This is a genomic window from Rhodothermales bacterium (assembly GCA_041391505.1).
Classification (GTDB): Bacteria; Bacteroidota; Rhodothermia; order Rhodothermales; family JAHQVL01; genus JAWKNW01.
Genome location: JAWKNW010000001.1, coordinates 349,796 through 366,849, shown reverse-complemented (window position 1 = coordinate 366,849; position 17,054 = coordinate 349,796). Strand labels below are relative to the sequence as shown.

The window sequence follows — 17,054 nt, the reverse complement described above, 5'->3', positions numbered from 1 at the left end:
GACCAACTACCGCCCGTGGTATTGCCTGAGGTAGTAGTCGCGGTAGGATTGATCCACCACTGCCGACAGCCAGTGCTGGTTCTCCAGGTACCAGTCGACCGTCCGCCGGAGCCCGGTTTCGAGGGTGTGGCGGGGTTTCCATCCTAGGGACCCGGTGAGTCGGGTGTGGTCCATCGCGTAGCGGAAGTCGTGTCCGGCGCGGTCCTTGACGTAGGTGATCAGCGCCTGTCCCGTGCCGGCCGGCCGGCCAAGGCGCTCGTCCACCAGATCCAGCAGGAGTCGGACCAGTTCGATGTTCGGCCGCTCGCTGTCGCCGCCGATCGTATAGGTCGCGCCGGTTTCGCCGTGAAACAGGATGGTTTCGATGGCCTCCGCGTGGTCCTCGACATACAGCCAGTCCCGCACGTTCGTCCCCTGGCCGTACACCGGCACCGGTTTATCGTGCAGGGCGTTCAGAATAAACAGCGGGATGAGCTTTTCAGGAAACTGGTAGGGGCCGTAGTTATTCGAGCAATTCGAGAGGACGACGGGGAGATCGTACGTGTGATGGTACGCCCGCACGAAGTGGTCCGATGCCGCCTTGGAAGCCGAATACGGCGAGCGGGGATCGTAGGGCGTCTCCTCACTGAAAAACCCCTCGTCGCCGAGGCTGCCAAAGACCTCGTCGGTGGAGATGTGGTAAAAGCGGTAGTTGCCGGCGTCCGTCCAGCGCTTGCGCGCGGCCTCCAGCAGCGCCATCGTCCCCATCACATTCGTCCGCGCAAATGCCAGCGGGTCGAGGATCGAGCGGTCGACGTGCGACTCCGCCGCGAGGTGGATCACGGTCGTGAAGCGGTGTTCGGCGAACAGGGCATGCAGGGCCTCCAACTCCACGATATCGCCCTGGACGAACCGGTAGTTCGGGGCGTTTTCGATGGCCTGGAGGTTGGCGAGGTTGCCGGCGTAGGTGAGTTTGTCCAGATTAACAAAAACCACCTCCGGATGCCGCGGCACCAGGTGAAGGAGCAGGTTGGACCCGATGAAGCCGGCGCCGCCGGTGACGAGCACGCGCTCGGGGTGGTGGGTGGGGCGAGCAGGGTCACTGGACATCGGTCATCATTTCGGTCGAGGCGGCAGGGAAGGTTCAGCCGTCCAATGGTCAATCGGGCGCGGCGGTTCCGTCGGACGAAATGTCCTGTCTGGGATTCGCGATTGCGGACGTGGCCTTCGTACATTGGCGGACGTCAACCGTCCAACTCCGCTCCGAGCCGTGGTCAAGAATAACACCCTCTATCTCCTCGATGCGATGGCGCTCGCCTATCGCTCCCATTTTATTTTCATCAGCCGGCCGCTGATCAATTCCAAAGGCCAGAACACCTCGGCGACCTACGGATTCGCCTCCGCGTTGCTCAAACTCATCGAGGATCACAAGATCGAACACATCGCGGTCGTGTTCGACGTCATGGGCGAGGGCGGGACGTTTCGCGACCAGCTGTTCGGCGAATACAAGGCGCACCGCGATCCGCCGCCCGAAGAGCTGCTGGCCAACATCCCCGTCATCAAGGCGCTCGTCGAGGCCTTCGACATCCCGGTGGTGGAGCGCGAAGGGTTCGAGGCCGACGATGTGATCGGCACGCTCGCCCGGCTCGCCGAGGCGGACGGGGAAAACGTCGTGATCGTGTCGCCCGACAAGGACTTCCAGCAGCTCATTTCGGAGAAAATCACGCAGTACCGGCCGGCGTATCGCGGCGAGGAGTTCGACCCGATCACGCTCGATCGCTTCCGGGAGAAGTTCGGCGTCGAGCCCATCCAGTTTATCGACATCCTCGCGCTGATGGGCGACAAGGCGGATAACGTCCCGGGCGTCCCGGGCATCGGCGAAAAGGGGGCGATCCAGCTCGTGCAGGAGTACGGCAGCGTGGAAGCGCTGGTGGAACACGCGAGCGAACTCAAGGGCAAAAAGGCCCGCGAAGGCCTGACCGAGCACCGGGAGGCCGCGCTGCTGAGCAAGAAGCTCGTGACGATCATCACCGACCTCGATGTGGATCTCGACTGGCACAAGCTCAAGATCGCAAAGCCCAACCTCACCGAGATCGACAGGATCTGTCAGCTCATGGAGTTCGGCGGCCTGCGGGAGAAGCTGATGACGAAGGCCCGGACGATCCTGGGCGAGGAGCCGGCGCCGGCCGGCGCGGTGGCGCCCGGGCAAACCCTCAGCCTCGGGCTGGATGCCGGCGAGGCGGTCAGCCACTACGACCCCGAGACGACGACGTACCAGATCGTCCATAACCGCCAGGAGCTGGAGGCGATGGCAAAAACCCTCGCCGCGCAGCCCCGGTTCGCCTTCGACACCGAGACCACCTCCGTCGACGCCATGATGGCCTCGCTGGTCGGCATGTCGTTTTCGTGGGAGATCAACCAGGGTGTCTACATCCCCACGCCGCTGCCCGACGGGACCTCGACCCCCGACATTCTCCAGGTCGTTGGTCCGTTATTGGAAGGCGAAAAACCGAAGATCGGTCACAACCTGAAGTACGACATCACGGTGCTGCGCCGGCATGGGGTGGACGTGGCCGGGCCGTACTTCGACACCATGATCGCGCACTACCTCCTCGCGCCCGACGAACAGCACGGGCTCGACTGGGTGTCGCGCGCGGTGCTCAACTACCGGATGATCCCCATCAGCGACCTCATCGGCACCGGCAAGAACCAGAAGTCGATGCGCGATGTCCCGCTGGATCAGATCGGCCCGTATGCCGCCGAAGACGCGGACATCTCGCTCCGGCTCGCGACCATCCTTGAGGAAGAACTCGACCGGGAAGGCCTCCGCAAGATCGCGGACGACATCGAGTTTCCGCTGATGGACGTCCTGGTGGAGATGGAGATGACGGGCGTACGGGTGGACCGAGACGTGCTCGCCGACCTCTCCAGGCAGATGGCGATAGACATTGCCGCCTACGAGAAGCAGATCTACGAGGCCGCCGGCGAGGAATTTAACATCGGCTCGCCCGTCCAGCTCGGCGTCATCCTGTTCGACAAGCTCGGCCTGCCGATCGTCGAAAAGACCCCGAAGGGCCAGCCCTCGACGCGCGAGCGCGTCCTGGAGGAACTGGCGACCGAGCATCCGCTGCCCGGCCTCATCCTCGACTGGCGGGAGCTCGCCAAACTCAAGAGCACGTACGTCGACAGCCTCCCCGAACTCGTCAATCCCGAGACGGGGCGCATCCATACGAACTACAACCAGACGATCGCCGCGACGGGCCGGCTATCGTCCACGAACCCCAATCTCCAGAATATCCCCATCCGAACGCCACAGGGCCAGGCCGTGCGTAAGGCGTTCATCCCGGTCGAGGGGAATGTGCTCATGGCGGCCGACTACGTGCAGATCGAACTCCGCATTCTCGCGCACATGAGCGGCGACCCGGGGTTAAAAGCGGCGTTCGAGCAGGGCGAAGACATCCACACCGCCACGGCCGCTCTCGTGTATAAAATCCCCATCGATCAGGTCACCAAAGACCAGCGGCGCAAGGCGAAGGAGGTCAACTACGGCATCCCCTACGGCATATCGGCCTTCGGCCTGGCGCAGCGGCTGCGCTGCCCGCGGTCCGAGGCGCAGATGCTGATCGATCAATACCAGCAGGCCTATCCGGCGGTCGCCGGCTTTCTGGCGATGCAGGTCGAGAAGGCGCGCGAAAAGGGGTATTGCGAGACGCTCCTGGGCCGCCGGCGCTACGTGCCGAACATCAATGCCCGCAACCGCAACGAACGCTCCGCCGCCGAGCGCATCTCGGTCAACATGCCGATCCAGGGCACCCAGGCCGACATGATCAAACTCGCCATGATCCGGATACATAACCGCCTCGCCGCCGAGAAGCGAAACGCGAAGATGATCCTCCAGGTGCACGACGAACTCGTGCTGACGCTGCCGCCGGCGGAAGTCGACGACGTTCGCGGCCTCGTGGAGCACGAAATGGTCAACGCGCTGAAGCTGGATATCCCGATCGAAGTCGATATCAACGTGGCGAACAACTGGCTGGAGGCGCATTGAGCCGGCCGGCGCCTGGGCGTGCCGCTCAGCCGGGACCGCTGTGGTCGCCACCGCCGTCGCCACTCCCGTCGCCGTGGCCGCTATGATCGTCATCCCCGCCGCCGCCGCCCGTGCCTCCGCCGTCGCCCGTGCCGCCACCGTCTCCAGCACCGCCGCCCGTGCCACCGCCGTCGCCAGCACCGCTGGCCGTACAGCTACCGGCCGGTGGATTGAGGGTTACGTGGATATCGCTTTCCCTGGGGCCGCTCACCACCGTGCAAACGAGATTTCTTGACGTATCCGAGGCATCCTGCGAATTCACAGCGGTGATCACGAAATCCGCGCCGGACACGGTCGCGGTATAGAAGCCGTGGACGTTCCGGTAGGCGCCGTCGGTCAGTGTAAAGCCAAGCTGATGCAGGTCGAGCGACAGGCCGGCGAAGCTGGCGCGTGCGGCGCTCGATGGAGACCCGCCGCCGAAGGCGACCGGACGCGCCAGCCAGGCCTGGGCGTCTGAGGCCAGCTGCACCGACGTCTCGGTGAGCGATTCCAGGTTAAACCGTTTCCGGGCGTAATTCATCGACTCGATGCCAGATACGACCGCCATACCCACCACGACGGTGCCCAGCACGAGAAGTAGCAATTGTTGCTGACCCATAGGTCCGATCTCCTACATGGCCTTGTGCACCACGGCGCTGCGATCGCCCGTTGCAGGATTCAGGGACGCCGGATCACCCCCTGTAAACGAGGTCGTTCGGGGGTTATCCTGCATCATGAATCCCGCATCGCTGTATCGCTTCGATCTGGTGCGTAACGCCACTTAATGACTGACAGGGACGAGTAGCGGGAACCGCAAAGCGCGAAGCCGGCGAGGGAGCGCACGGTTCTACCAGACGGGAGGCGGTAGATGAGGGGCATGTGCGTCCGACGCGTGGCGTTTTCCCGGTTCGCAAAGGGGCGGAAACGACGCGGGACGTCGGATCCGTTGGCGAATCTTCCTGCCCAGGGATTCAAGGGATATGCCCGATAGCGGAATCGGCGGTCACATCGGCAGAAATCGCCTCGAATGATGCCAGAAAGGGCGGTGTGACGGGTACGGCCGGCGTCGCCGGAGAGGCGGGCTGTCCAGAATGTTTACAGATGTCGCCGGAATGAGCACCCACCCGGATGTGCCAGGATGCCTCCTGGATGGGCGCGATGCAAGTGAGCAGACAGTTGACGCCGCGTCGACGTGTCTGGGCACCTCCCGCCTAACAGGTGCCCGCGGCCGGGTTGACTTCAATCGCGATGTCGTCGTCGGTTGTGCCGCTCACGATGGTGCAGACCAGGTTGATGAACGAAGACGCGTCTTCCCCACGCGAATTGGCCGTGATGACGAATTCGGCGCCGCGGACGGCGCCCCTGTAGGTGCCGTCGGTCGTGCTGTAGACGTCGCCGACGGTGACGGGGTAGCCCAGGGTAGCGAGGGTCAGGGTGAGGCCGCTGAAGTCGCCCTGCGCTCCGCTGCCCAGCGTCCCGCCGCCCCCGAACGCGGTGGGGCGGAACAGCCACGCCTGCGCCTCCGCGGCGATGCGGACGGACGTCTGGCTCAGGGCGTCGGCGTTGAAGCGTTTCCGGTAATAGCCCATGGCCTCGATGCCCCCCACGATGGCGAGGCCGACAACGACCAGGGCGAGCACGAGCAGAAGCAGTTGCTGTTGACCCATACCTTATTCGCACCCCGCCTCTGCGGGAAAACAGGATATGATGCCGGCGACGAAACGCAGGATGAGCGCCGCGTCGTAGGCAGAGATTTCGCCGTTACCGGAGACGTCGGCAACGGCTGCAGAGGGGGGTGTTAACAGGATTTGCCCTACGGCATGGACGAGGATCTGGGAGGCATCCAGGGCGGAAATGGCGCCGTTGAGGGACACATCCCCCAGGAGGGGACCGTCTCCTTCGTCGGCATAAAAGAGCGCCGAGGCCGGGATCTCGGTCTTGGCGAAGCCGGGGCCGGCCCAGCTGGCGGTCAGCGCCGCGTCGCCGGTTCGCTCGAAATAGCCCACCGTGATGGCGTGCAGGCCGGCCTTGAGTCCGATCTCGCCGCTGCGTTCCTGGACGGACTGGATGCTGTCGTTGTCGACCACCAGCAGGTCGCCGATGAAAAGCTGGCTCCCGTCGTCCGACGCCGTGTAGAGGGTGTAGGTGCCGTCCGTCGGAGCGTTCAGGTAGCCTCTGAAGCGGAGCAGATAGCCGTCGGCGATTTTCGCCTCATCAAGGTCGATGTCGTCCGTGATGCCGGAAGCCGCCGGCGTGAGGGCGTCGAAATGGCCCAGGAAGTCCCAGGACTGCTCGTAATAATCGAAGCGGATGCCCTGGCGGGCGTTCGCGGGCTGGTCGGCCGGGCGGAGGCCGTCGCCGCCACCGCCGCCGAGCGTCCGGTAGGTGGCCGTGGCGCTCACGTTGAATGCGGGGATCGTCACGGTGGTGCTGGGAAGGAGCGCGTCGGCGATGAACGCCGTCGATCCGGTCCAGCGGTCGAATTCCTGTCCCGCCGGCGCCGAATTGGCTACGATGGAGACAACCGTTCCCTCCGGATAATCGCCGCTGCCCGCGCCGTTGGTGACGGTGAGTGTGCTGATGCCGCTTGCGCCGTTTTCGGTCGGGGACTCCGGGTACGACGTATTCTCCGGATCCGACACGTCGCTCCGGTACACGTGAATGCGGTCCAGCTTGAAGTTGTTGGAGCGTCCGGAAAGGTAAACGGTGTGGACGCCGGCGCTCAGCGTGTAGAGCGGACTCTCGAACACGCCGCCGCTCGGTTCCAGCACCGTGTGAAACGTAAATCCTTCCGCGATGCGGGTGCTTGGGTGGACGGCCTTGTTCCAGTCGCCGCCATCCACCTTCAGCCAGCAGTCGTTTTCCTGGTCTCCCGCCGGCGCGCCGAGGTGCGACATGCGCAGCTTGACGTAGTAGTCGCCGGCGGTGTCGACCGAAAAGACCAGCGCGATCGTGCCGTTGCCCGGGGTCGTGAGTGAATTCGGACCGTTCCAGCGGATGTAGCCGTCGCCGGTGTAATTCGCTTCGGAGGATTCGATCACCCAGTCGCCGGCGAGCGGCAGCGACTCGGCTTCGACGACCACGAGGCCGTTCTGGGCGATATAGGTGTCGCTCTGGGCGTGGGCGAGAAGCGGGGTCAGGCCGAGGAGCAGCGCCAGGATGAGCGGAGTGCGCCGCCGTGCGGCGCGCGGCGTGAGGGACGAGGAATGCATGTCGGGCTGGGAGGTGTGGGGAGGCAGGCAAGGCGATTCCCGCGCATGCCCAAGGAGTATGCCAGAACGGCCCGAAAAGAGGGTTGTGCGCCAATGGCGCACCGGTCGATGCGCCAGACCGCTCGTTCCAGTCCGAAAGCAGATGCTAAAACACGTCGCGGGCGTCCCGGAAACCGTCCACCGACCCTCCCGTTAGACGCTCTCATCGCCTTCCATCCCTCTTTGGATCTCACGCTGAATACCATACATGCCTAACGGAGAACCCGCTCCCGCGCCGGCCGGCTACCGCTTTGTCGAAACGTCCGGCGGCGTATCCCACTTCGTGCTGGAGGCCAACGGGCTCCACGTACTGGTCCTGCCGAACGACGCCGCGCCCGTTGCCACCTTCATGATCACCTATCTGGTGGGCAGCCGGAATGAAGGGATCGGGCTGACGGGAGCGACGCACTTCCTGGAGCACCTCATGTTCAAGGGGACGCAGCGCTTCAACAAGGCCAGCGGCCTCACCCTCGACCGCGCGCTCCAGCGTGTCGGCGCGCAGCTCAACGCGACGACCTGGAACGACCGCACGAATTATTACGAGCTGCTGCCGCGCGAGCACCTGCCGCTGGCGATCGACATCGAGGCGGACCGGATGCGGGGCGCGTTGCTCGATCCCAAAGAGATGGAGAGCGAGCGGACGGTCATCCTGAACGAATACGACCGCGGCGACAACGAGCCGTTTCGCAAGCTGTACCAGACCGTCTGGAGCGTGGCCTACATGGCGCATCCGTACCACCACCCGACGATCGGATGGCGCTCGGATATCGAACAGGTCACGCCGGCCGGATTGCGCGGCTTCTATGACACCTTCTACTGGCCGAACAACGCCGTCGTCTCCGTCATCGGCGACGTGGAAACGACGGATGCCCTGAACCGCGTGGCCGATCACTTCGGGGACATCGCGGCCTCGCCGCACGCGATCCCCACGTTGCGGGTCCAGGAGCCCGAACAGCGGGGCGAACGGCGGGTGGTGGTGAAGAAGGCCGGCGAACTCGGCACGCTCATGCTCGCCTACAAGGCCCCGGAAGCCCTCCACCCGGACGCCACGGCGCTCGACGTGCTGTCGGTCGTGCTGGGCAGCGGCAAGCGGAGCCGGCTTTTTCGGAAACTGACCGACCGGGGCATGACCACCCGCGCGTCGGCGTCCATGAGCCATTTTAGGGACCCGGGCCTTTTTTCGCTCTATGCCTTCCTGGCTCCGGACAAGACGCATGCGGACGTCGAAGCCGCCGTGCGCGAGACGATCCGGGAAGTCCAGCACGATGGGGTCGATGCGGACGAAATCGCCCGCGCGCGCAGCGTCCTGCATGCTTCCGAGGCCTTCGGGCGGGACGGCCCGTATGCGGTGGCGTCGCAGCTCAACGAAGCGATCGCCGCCGGCGACTGGAAGCTGTATACGACCTATATGGACGAGGTGAACCGCGTCACGGCGGCCGACGTCCAGCGCGTCGCGCAGACCTACCTGCTCGACGACACGTGCACGGTGGGGTATTACATCCCCGAAGCCTGAAGCCGGAGCCGGCCAGGCGCCGGCCCGCACCCTTCTTTTTTGCCAACCATCCCCTTTGCATCCAGCGTCCGCGCATGACATTCCAGGAACAGATCGGTGAGCACGCGGTCGGCGCCGGCCGGCTATACACGTTGAAAACACGCATCGAGGACGTCGTGTCCTGGCGCGGTATCGTCGTGGCGAACCCGCAGTTCGAGCGGGGGGATGATCTGGTGATGCACCTGATGGTGAATCTGCTGGACAAGGGGACGAAGCGCCGGGACCGCTTCGAGATCGCCGACGTCCTCGAAAACCGCGGCGCCCAGCTGGGGTACGAGGCCACCGGCATCCGCCTGGGGTTCTGGGGGAGGGCGCTCCGGCGCGACGTGCCGACCGTGCTGGGGGTCATGGCGGAGCAGCTCCGCGAGCCGCTATTCGATCAGGAGGAGTTTGAGAAGGCGCGGCAGCGCATGCTCGCCGCCGTGCGTCGCAATATGGAGAACACGGGCTCGCAGGCCGCCGGCGCCCTGCTGCGTCAGCTCTACCCGCCCGATCATCCCAATTACTCCATCGCGGAAGAAGATGAGCTGGAGCAGCTCCAGCGCGTCACGCTGGACGATGTGGTCGCCTTCTACGACCGGCACATCGGAGCCAACGAGCTGAACATCGTGATGGTGGGGGATGTGGATGAGTACGAGGCGCGCGAGGCGGTCGACGCCGGCCTCGCGGAATGGCCGGCTCGCGAGGCGCCGCCGCGGTATGCCGTGAGCGCGCTGGAATCCCTCGGCGGCCGGCGCGTCGTGCGCCCGATGATCGACCGCAAGAACCTCGACGTCCGGATGGGACATGCCGTGCGCATGCGGCGCGACGACCCCGCCTATCCGGCCCTGTTTCTCGCCAACCAGATCCTCGGCGGGACGTTTTCGTCGCGCCTCATGGATATCATCCGGGACGACATGGGGCTCACCTATGGCATCTACTCCGGTCTGGCCGGCATCTCCACGCGTTACGAGGGGCACTGGCGGGTATCCGTCACGCTGAGCCAGGAAAACCTGGAGCGCGGCATCGAGGCCACGATCGCCGAGGTGCGGCGGTTTGTGGAGGAGGGGCCGACGGCGCGCGAGCTGGAGGAACACATCACCACCCTCACCGGATCGTTCAAGGTGAAGCTCGCCACGACGAGCGGACTGGCCGCGACGATTCTTACCGGCGTCCGCAACGGATTCGGAACCCGTCACCTCGACGACTGGCCGGCGCGCATCGAAGCGCTCACCGAGGCCGATGTCCGCACGGCGATACGCCGGCATTTCCACCCGGACCGGTTCGATGTAGCGATCGCCGGCACCCTGCCCTGAACCGGTCGGCCGGATCGATCAGCCTTCTTCCGGGACGATCACGGCCAGGATGATATAGAGGATGAGGCCGGGGAAGCCCACCATCAAGAAGCTGAGGAGGACGTAGGCGACGCGGATGAGCGTCGGGTCCATGTCGAAATAGTCCGCGATGCCGGAGCAAACCCCGGCGATCATCTTGTCTTCCATCGAACGATGGAGGCGTTTCGTGCTCATGCTTATTTCACCTGGTCGCGAATGATCGTGATCTGTTTCTCCCTGGGACGGGATTCCGGCTTGGGCATCACGGCGGCCAGAACGAAATACGCGATGAGGAAAGCGCCTTCCGACACGATGGTGCCGATCACGAAGGCGATGCGGACGAGCGTGGGGTCGAGGTTGAAGTACTCGGCGATGCCGCCGGCTACCCCGGCGAGCTTCTTGTCGCGCGATTTCCAGAGTTTGCGTTTCCCGCCTGTCGTCGGTTCCGGGGCGGGCGCTTCCTTCTCGATGGTGCGCTTGGCGACGCGGACCTTCACCTTGCTCTTCTTTTTCTTCGGCCGCCACGAAAGCACGCCGAAACCGAGCAGAATGATGAGGATGCCGGCCAGCCAGGGCAACATCTCGACGAGCGCGCCCAGATTCGGAACGCCGATTCCCTGCCACCCGAGCTCTTGCAGGATGTAGGCGATGCCCACGAGAATGAGCGAGAGGCCGGCGATGGTCGGGAGATTCCAGATCCCTTCCTTCTTTTTGTCTTCCTCCTCGAACAGCAGACTCTCAAGCTCTTCATCGCTCAGATGTTCGAGGTTGAGTTCGCCGTCTTCGGATTCAAAACTCAGCTGGTCTTCGATCGGTTTTCGTGTACGTGTCTTCATCAGTGCAATAAGCTACAGGTACTCCGCCCTTACGGAGCGGCCGAATCGGTTGTTGCGTCGGGATGGCTGACGCGGATCATGCGCGATTCCGTCGCAAGATACGAAACAGGCACGTCATGCGGCTCCCTCGGCAGGGCGTCCACGAGACAGGCCTCGAATACCGGGCAAACCGTCGGAGCGGCCAGCCCCGCCAGGAAGGCGTCGTAATACCCCTTTCCGTATCCCAGGCGGTAACCGAAGCGATCCGCGCCCAGGGCCGGGACGATGATCAGGTCGATCGCGGCGTCCGGAACGGTTCGATCGCCGGCGGGTTCATGCACGCCCCAGGATCCGGCGCGAAGGCGGTCTGCGCCTTCGAACAGGCGGTGCGTCATGCCGGTATGCGTCTGGGGTATGACCACCGGCAGCAGAATTTGTTTTCCCAGCCCGTATGCGGCCAGGAGCAGGGGACGCAGGTCGATTTCGCGTCGCCGCTCCAGCGGCCAGTAGGCGTGGATGCAGCGCGCCGCCTGGAATGCGGGCAGCGCGGCGATCCGCGTCGCGATCGCGGCGGACCGCTCGGCGTGTTCGGCCGGCGTGAGGCTGCGCCGGTAGGCGTCGAAGCGGCTGCGCAGGTCGGACTTCGCGGGATGTTCGGCGTGCATGGGGCGAAAAGGGAGGCTGTCCTTCGCTAACTCGTCAAAAATTCGATGTTTGTTCAGAACGAACTGGCCATGGCGACGTTGGAGAAGCCGTTTGTATCGTCTATTTTAACCTTTCTACGCCCGGAATAAACTCCTGGCGCCGGATCGAGCGTGCACGCCGGTCCGGCGATTCTGTTTTCTGTTCGACGACCTCATGTTCGAAAATCTAAGCGACAAGCTGGAAACGGCGCTCAAGTCCCTCTCGGGGCAGGGGCGAATGAACGAGCTCAACATCGCCGAGTCGATGCGTGAGATTCGGCGCGCGTTGCTGGATGCGGATGTCAACTACCAGGTCGCGCGGGACTTCACGGACAAAGTAAAGGACCAGGTTCTCGGGAGCAAGGTGCTGAACGCGGTCTCCCCGGGGCAGCAGCTCGTCAAGATCGTGTACGACGAGTTGATGGATCTGCTCGGCACGGTGCAGGTCGACGTGAAGATGTCCCCGAAGCCGCCGACGATCATTCTCGTCGCCGGCCTCCAGGGTTCGGGCAAGACGACATTTTGCGGCAAACTGGCCGCCTATTACAAGGCGAAGGGTTTTGCGCCGATGCTGGCCGCGGCGGACGTATACCGCCCCGCGGCGGTCGACCAGCTGAAGACCCTCGCGGCGACGGTCGGCGTGCCGGTGCATGCGGTCGTGGAAAACGGTGAGGTCGTCCGCGACGCCGTCCGCGTGGCCCGCGAGGCCGTTTCGGAGGCGCGCAAAAACGCCAACAACATCCTCATCATCGACACGGCGGGCCGTTTGCACGTCGACGAAGAGATGATGCGCGAGGTCGAGCAGATCAAGCAGGCCGTACAGCCGACCGAGATCCTGTTCGTCGTCGACAGCATGACGGGGCAGGATGCGGTCAACACGGCGCTCGAGTTCAACAAGCGGCTCGACTTCGACGGGGTGGTGCTCACGAAGCTGGACGGGGACACTCGCGGCGGCGCCGCGCTCTCGATCCGCTCCGTCGTGCAGAAGCCGATCAAGTTCGCGTCGATGGGCGAAAAGCTCGATGCGTTGACGCCGTTTCATCCGGACCGGATGGCGCAGCGCATCCTGGGCATGGGCGACGTCGTTTCGTTCGTCGAGCGCGCCCAGGAGCAGTTCGACCAGAAAGAGGCCGAGAAGCTCCAGCGGCAGATCCGCTCGGAAGATTTTAATCTCGAAGATTTTTACGAACAGCTCCAGCGCATCAAGAGCATGGGTTCGCTGAAAGACCTCCTGGGCATGATCCCCGGGGTCGGCAAGCAGATCCGCGATCTGGATGTGGATGACGATGCGTTCAAGCACATCGAGGCGATCATCAATTCGATGACGCTGATGGAGCGGCGCAAACCGGATATCCTCAACGGGAGCCGGCGCCGGCGCATCGCCGACGGCTGCGGCATGGAGGTCAAGGACATCAATCAGCTCATCAAGCAGTTCAATGAGATGAAGAAGATGATGAAGACCATGTCGAAGCTGATGGGCAAGGGTAGAAACGTCGACCTCCAGGGACTCCTGGGCGGGCGATAATACAACGTGTATTCACTCCGTAACCAAGAAGCGATACCAAGGAGAGAAGCAAGGTGGCAGTAAAACTCCGTCTACGCCGAATGGGGCGTAAAAAACACCCAATTTACGCTGTGGTGGCATCTGATACCCGCAGCCCCCGCGATGGCAAGTACATCGAGGATCTCGGACGCTATTACGCCGTCGACGAGCCGGTCCGTGTAGAGCTCCAGGAAGATCGCGTGCTGTACTGGCTCGAGCAGGGCGCGCAGCCGACCGATACGGTTCGGAGCCTCTTCAGCCGCCAGGGCCTGATGCTGGCCGCGCACATGCGCCGCAAGGGCAAGTCGGAAGAAGAAATCCAGACCGCGGTGCAGGCGTTCCTCGCCGAGCGGGGCAGCAAACAGTCGGTCAAGCGCACCGTCGCCGATCAGCGCCGCGAAGCGCTCGAAGCTGAGCGCAAGGAAGCCTCCAAGAAGGAAGCCGAATACGCCAAGGCGCGCGCCGAAGCCGAAGCCAAGGCGGAAGCCGAAGCCGAAGCGGCTCGCCGGCAGGCTGCCGAAGAGCGTCTGAAGCAGAAAGAGCAGGCTGCGGCCGAAGCGAAAGCGGCGCAGGATGCCGCGAACGCCGAGGCGTCCGCTACCGAAGCCCCTGCTGCTGAAGCGCCGGCTGCTGAAGCGCCCGTCGCGGAAGCACCGGCCGCCGAAGCGCCCGCTGCCGAAGCCGTGGCCGAGGAACCGGCTGCCGATGAAGCGCCGGCCGCCGAAGGCGAAGCCGAAGAAACCAAGGAAGACTGACGCCGCGCGTCAACCGAGCCATGCCTTCCGCCGACGCGCAATCGCTTCGCCGTATCGGGCGAATCCTGCGCGCGCACGGCGTGCTGGGCGAGCTCAAGGTGCTGCCGGCCCTGCCCGACGACGAGGTCTATACCGATCTCGAACGGGTCTGGCTGGGAGACACCCCCGAAGAGGCCGCCGAACAGGCGGTCGAATCGGTGCGGTTTCAGCATAACGCGAAAGGACGCCTGGTCCTGCTGGGGCTGACCGCTATCACGGATCGCGATGCGGCCGAGAGCCAGCGGGGCCGATCGGTCTTCGCGGCGGCGTCGGATCTGCCCGCCCCGGAGGGCGAGACCTACGATGTCGACCTGCTGGTCGGCCTCGAGGTGCACGCCGAGGGGCAGCGGATCGGCCGGGTGGCCGAAGTGCTGGATATGCCCGCTCACCCCACGCTGGTGATCGAGCGGGAAGGCCGGCCGGACGCGCTCGTGCCTGCCGTGCCTGCGTTCATTGAAACGATTGATCCTGCCGCCGGGCTGCTGGTCATCCGACCCATCGATGGGTTGCTCGATGACTGAGCCGGCGCGCCGTATCGGGTATTTCGGGTAAACCGTGCGCATAGATATCGTCACCGCGCTGCCGGACATCGTCCGTGGACCGCTGGAACACAGCATCATCCATCGCGCCCGGGAAGCCGGGCTCGTGACGATCCACGTGCACGACATCCGGGATTACACAACCGACAAGCACCGCCAGGTGGACGACTATCCGTTTGGCGGCGGCGCCGGCATGGTGCTCAAGCCGGAGCCGATCTTTGCCTGCATCGAACAGCTGATGGCCGACGCCGTGGAGCGCGGCGTACCGGTCGACGACGTGATCTACCTGACCCCGGACGGGGAGGTGTTCACGCAGCCGATCGCAAACCAGCTTTCGCTCAACAGGCATCTGATTCTGCTGGCCGGGCACTACAAGGGCGTCGATCAGCGGGTCCGCGATGCGCTGGTTACCCGTGAGGTTTCCGTGGGCGACTACGTGCTCAGCGGGGGCGAACTGCCCGCCCTCGTGCTCGTCGACGCGCTCGTTCGCCTCGTGCCCGGTGTGCTCGGCGACGCGTCGTCGGCGCTCACCGACTCGCATCAGGACGGACTGCTTGCGCCGCCGGTCTACACGCGCCCTGCCTCGTATCGCGGGCGCGACGTGCCCGGCGTGCTGCTCTCCGGAGACCACCGGGCCATCGACGCCTGGCGCGACGAACAGAGTCTGCTTCGCACGCGCGAGCGCCGGCCCGACATGCTGGATGCGGCGGACCTGGATCAATCGACATGACTACTTGAATACACGCCTGTACACACGCCGGCTCGCCGGCGGTTTTTGCACTCATAGAACTCGAATAGTTAACCCGATAAGCGGAGGTGGCCCATGGCTAAGGATCTGATGGGGATCGTAGAAGCGACCCAATTTCGCGATGATGTTGTCGCTTTTGTGCCCGGAGACACGGTCAATGTGCACGTGCGCGTCGTCGAAGGCGATAAGGAGCGCATCCAGCAATATCAGGGTGTCGTGATCGGCATCCAGAATAGCGGCTCCAACCGCACGTTCACCGTTCGGAAGATTTCCAACGGCGTCGGCGTGGAGCGCATCTTCCCGATCTATTCGCCCAAGGTGGCGAAAGTGGAAGTGGTGCGTCGCGGCAGCGTTCGTCGCGCCAAGCTCTACTACCTCCGCAACCTCCGCGGGAAGGCGGCGCGCATCAAGGAAAAGATGTACGATCGCGCCAACTGATTTCCCCGGCTACCCACGATGCGCATTGCCATTTGGGACGAGCCGGCTCTCGATGTATTCGCGGCAGTCATGGAGCAGGGCGGACGCTTTGCTCCATCTGTCGTTCGTAGGGGGACCCGCGCCGAGTGCCGAAACTGGATCGTGCTGGGGGAAGTGGATGTCGCGCTCGTCCCGACACTGACGCTTTTCCGCGAGCAGGATCTGTTCGACGCGCTGCCCGCCGTGGCGCTGTCGTCTTGGGCGTATGTCCAGGCCGAAATCATCCTGCACAAACCGCTCGGCGAGGCCATCTCCACGGTCGGCTTCGATCCCCGGTACGCCCAGGAAGTCCTGCTCACGCAGATCGTCCTGAAAGAGCACTACAACGTCGTGCCGGGCTTCAAGCCGGTGGACGCCTCCACCGTCCAGGCGCTGCTCGACGCGCCGGCGGACGCCACCATCGTCGTCAATGCGCCGCCCGGATCGATCCCGGAGACCATGGAACGGCTGGATCTCGGGCGCGAGTGGTACGAACTGACCAACTACCCGATGGTCTGGGGCGTGTTCGTCACGCAACGCGGCGCGGCGAATACCGACTTCGTTCGCCGGCTCACGACCTACGCCGGCCTGGCGGAGCAGCGGACCGAGGCGTGGCTCGAGCAGCATCCCGTCGATGCCGCGCGCGCCGACCTCTACCAGAACCAGCTGCGGTACCGCCTCGACGACCTCGCGGTCGCCAGCTTTACCGCCCTCCAGGATTACCTGTACTTTTATCTCGCCACCGACGATATCGCGCCGGTTTCGTTCTACGAAGTGCCGGCGGACGAAGACGATTCGGACGATATCCCGCTGTTGTGAGCCCCTGCCATGAGTGAGGACATCAAACTCGTAGCGTCCAACCGCAAGGCGCGCCATGAATTCCACATCGAGGATACCCTCGAGGCGGGCATGGTGCTGCATGGCACGGAGGTGAAGTCGCTCCGCGAGGGCAAGGTGCAAATGCAGGACGCGTTCTGCACGGTACAGAACCACGAGATGATGCTGCTCAACTGCCACATCTCACCGTTCAAGCACGGCGGGCACTTCAACCACGAAGCAACCGCGCCCCGCAAGCTCCTGCTCCACCGCAAGGAGATCGAAAAGTGGCGCGAGGCCATCGAACAGAAAGGCTTTACCATCGTCCCGCTCCGGATCTATTTCAAGTCGGGACGCGCGAAAATCGAGATCGGCCTTGCCAAGGGCAAAAAGCTGTACGACAAGCGGGCCGACATCGCCGATCGCGATTCGAAACGCCGGCTGGACCGCGTGATGCGCAGCGGCAAGGACGAGTAGTACGACCGTTTATCGCCATCAG

The 17,054-nt window shown here is 64.1% G+C and carries 17 protein-coding genes; 10 read left to right on the top strand and 7 right to left on the bottom strand.

Annotated elements, in window-relative coordinates; translation table 11 throughout:
• Positions 1-6: 6 nt before the first annotated feature.
• Positions 7-1,089 (bottom strand): dTDP-glucose 4,6-dehydratase, encoded by a 1,083-nt coding sequence (gene rfbB / locus R2834_01490; GenBank protein MEZ4698974.1) that lies wholly within the window; start codon positions 1,087-1,089, stop codon positions 7-9.
• 160 nt (positions 1,090-1,249) lie between these two features.
• On the opposite strand from rfbB, the gene polA reads away from it, so the two are divergent.
• Positions 1,250-4,027, top strand: a complete 2,778-nt coding sequence (gene polA / locus R2834_01485; GenBank protein MEZ4698973.1) for a DNA polymerase I — start codon at positions 1,250-1,252, stop codon at positions 4,025-4,027.
• A gap of 25 nt (positions 4,028-4,052) precedes the next feature.
• Here the strand turns inward: polA and R2834_01480 are convergent, their stop codons facing one another.
• From R2834_01480 to R2834_01470, 3 genes are all read right to left on the bottom strand, one after another.
• The gene (locus R2834_01480) at positions 4,053-4,664 is read right to left on the bottom strand and encodes a hypothetical protein (protein MEZ4698972.1); all 612 of its coding nucleotides are present in this window, start codon (positions 4,662-4,664) and stop codon (positions 4,053-4,055) included.
• Between the two features lie 592 nt (positions 4,665-5,256).
• A complete protein-coding gene (locus R2834_01475; protein ID MEZ4698971.1) occupies positions 5,257-5,712 on the bottom strand; it encodes a hypothetical protein in 456 nt (151 codons plus the stop codon).
• Positions 5,713-5,715: 3 nt separating this feature from the next.
• Entirely contained in the window at positions 5,716-7,257 is a 1,542-nt protein-coding gene (locus R2834_01470; GenBank protein ID MEZ4698970.1) for a PA14 domain-containing protein, read from the bottom strand.
• A 247-nt stretch (positions 7,258-7,504) separates the two neighbouring features.
• Here R2834_01470 and R2834_01465 point away from each other — a divergent pair, with 247 nt between their 5' ends.
• Both R2834_01465 and R2834_01460 read left to right on the top strand, forming a co-directional pair.
• Positions 7,505-8,809, top strand: a complete 1,305-nt coding sequence (locus R2834_01465; protein ID MEZ4698969.1) for a pitrilysin family protein — start codon at positions 7,505-7,507, stop codon at positions 8,807-8,809.
• 74 nt (positions 8,810-8,883) lie between these two features.
• The gene (locus R2834_01460) at positions 8,884-10,143 is read left to right on the top strand and encodes a pitrilysin family protein (GenBank protein MEZ4698968.1); all 1,260 of its coding nucleotides are present in this window, start codon (positions 8,884-8,886) and stop codon (positions 10,141-10,143) included.
• Between the two features lie 18 nt (positions 10,144-10,161).
• Here the strand turns inward: R2834_01460 and R2834_01455 are convergent, their stop codons facing one another.
• Genes R2834_01455 through R2834_01445 form a run of 3 tightly spaced genes read right to left on the bottom strand, consistent with a single transcriptional unit; the run spans position 10,162 to position 11,641 of the window.
• Positions 10,162-10,356: a PspC domain-containing protein gene (locus tag R2834_01455; protein MEZ4698967.1), complete on the bottom strand. Its 195-nt coding sequence runs from the start codon at positions 10,354-10,356 to the stop codon at positions 10,162-10,164.
• Positions 10,357-10,358: 2 nt separating this feature from the next.
• A complete protein-coding gene (locus R2834_01450; protein MEZ4698966.1) occupies positions 10,359-10,997 on the bottom strand; it encodes a PspC domain-containing protein in 639 nt (212 codons plus the stop codon).
• 29 nt (positions 10,998-11,026) lie between these two features.
• Positions 11,027-11,641, bottom strand: a complete 615-nt coding sequence (locus R2834_01445) for a 5-formyltetrahydrofolate cyclo-ligase (GenBank protein MEZ4698965.1) — start codon at positions 11,639-11,641, stop codon at positions 11,027-11,029.
• A gap of 193 nt (positions 11,642-11,834) precedes the next feature.
• Between R2834_01445 and ffh the strand changes: the two genes are divergently transcribed.
• The 7 genes from ffh (at position 11,835) to smpB (ending at position 17,032) form a co-directional block, all read left to right on the top strand.
• Complete coding sequence (gene ffh, locus R2834_01440; protein MEZ4698964.1) at positions 11,835-13,184, top strand: signal recognition particle protein; 1,350 nt, start codon at positions 11,835-11,837, stop codon at positions 13,182-13,184.
• Positions 13,185-13,237: 53 nt separating this feature from the next.
• A complete protein-coding gene (rpsP, locus tag R2834_01435; protein MEZ4698963.1) occupies positions 13,238-13,957 on the top strand; it encodes a 30S ribosomal protein S16 in 720 nt (239 codons plus the stop codon).
• Positions 13,958-13,977: 20 nt separating this feature from the next.
• Positions 13,978-14,517 (top strand): ribosome maturation factor RimM, encoded by a 540-nt coding sequence (rimM, locus tag R2834_01430; GenBank protein ID MEZ4698962.1) that lies wholly within the window; start codon positions 13,978-13,980, stop codon positions 14,515-14,517.
• 34 nt (positions 14,518-14,551) lie between these two features.
• The gene (trmD, locus tag R2834_01425) at positions 14,552-15,265 is read left to right on the top strand and encodes a tRNA (guanosine(37)-N1)-methyltransferase TrmD (protein MEZ4698961.1); all 714 of its coding nucleotides are present in this window, start codon (positions 14,552-14,554) and stop codon (positions 15,263-15,265) included.
• A gap of 93 nt (positions 15,266-15,358) precedes the next feature.
• Positions 15,359-15,721, top strand: coding sequence for a 50S ribosomal protein L19 (gene rplS, locus R2834_01420; protein ID MEZ4698960.1), 363 nt, complete (start codon positions 15,359-15,361; stop codon positions 15,719-15,721).
• A gap of 18 nt (positions 15,722-15,739) precedes the next feature.
• Positions 15,740-16,558, top strand: coding sequence for an MqnA/MqnD/SBP family protein (locus R2834_01415; GenBank protein ID MEZ4698959.1), 819 nt, complete (start codon positions 15,740-15,742; stop codon positions 16,556-16,558).
• Positions 16,559-16,567: 9 nt separating this feature from the next.
• Entirely contained in the window at positions 16,568-17,032 is a 465-nt protein-coding gene (smpB, locus tag R2834_01410; GenBank protein ID MEZ4698958.1) for an SsrA-binding protein SmpB, read from the top strand.
• The last annotated feature ends 22 nt before the right edge of the window (positions 17,033-17,054 follow it).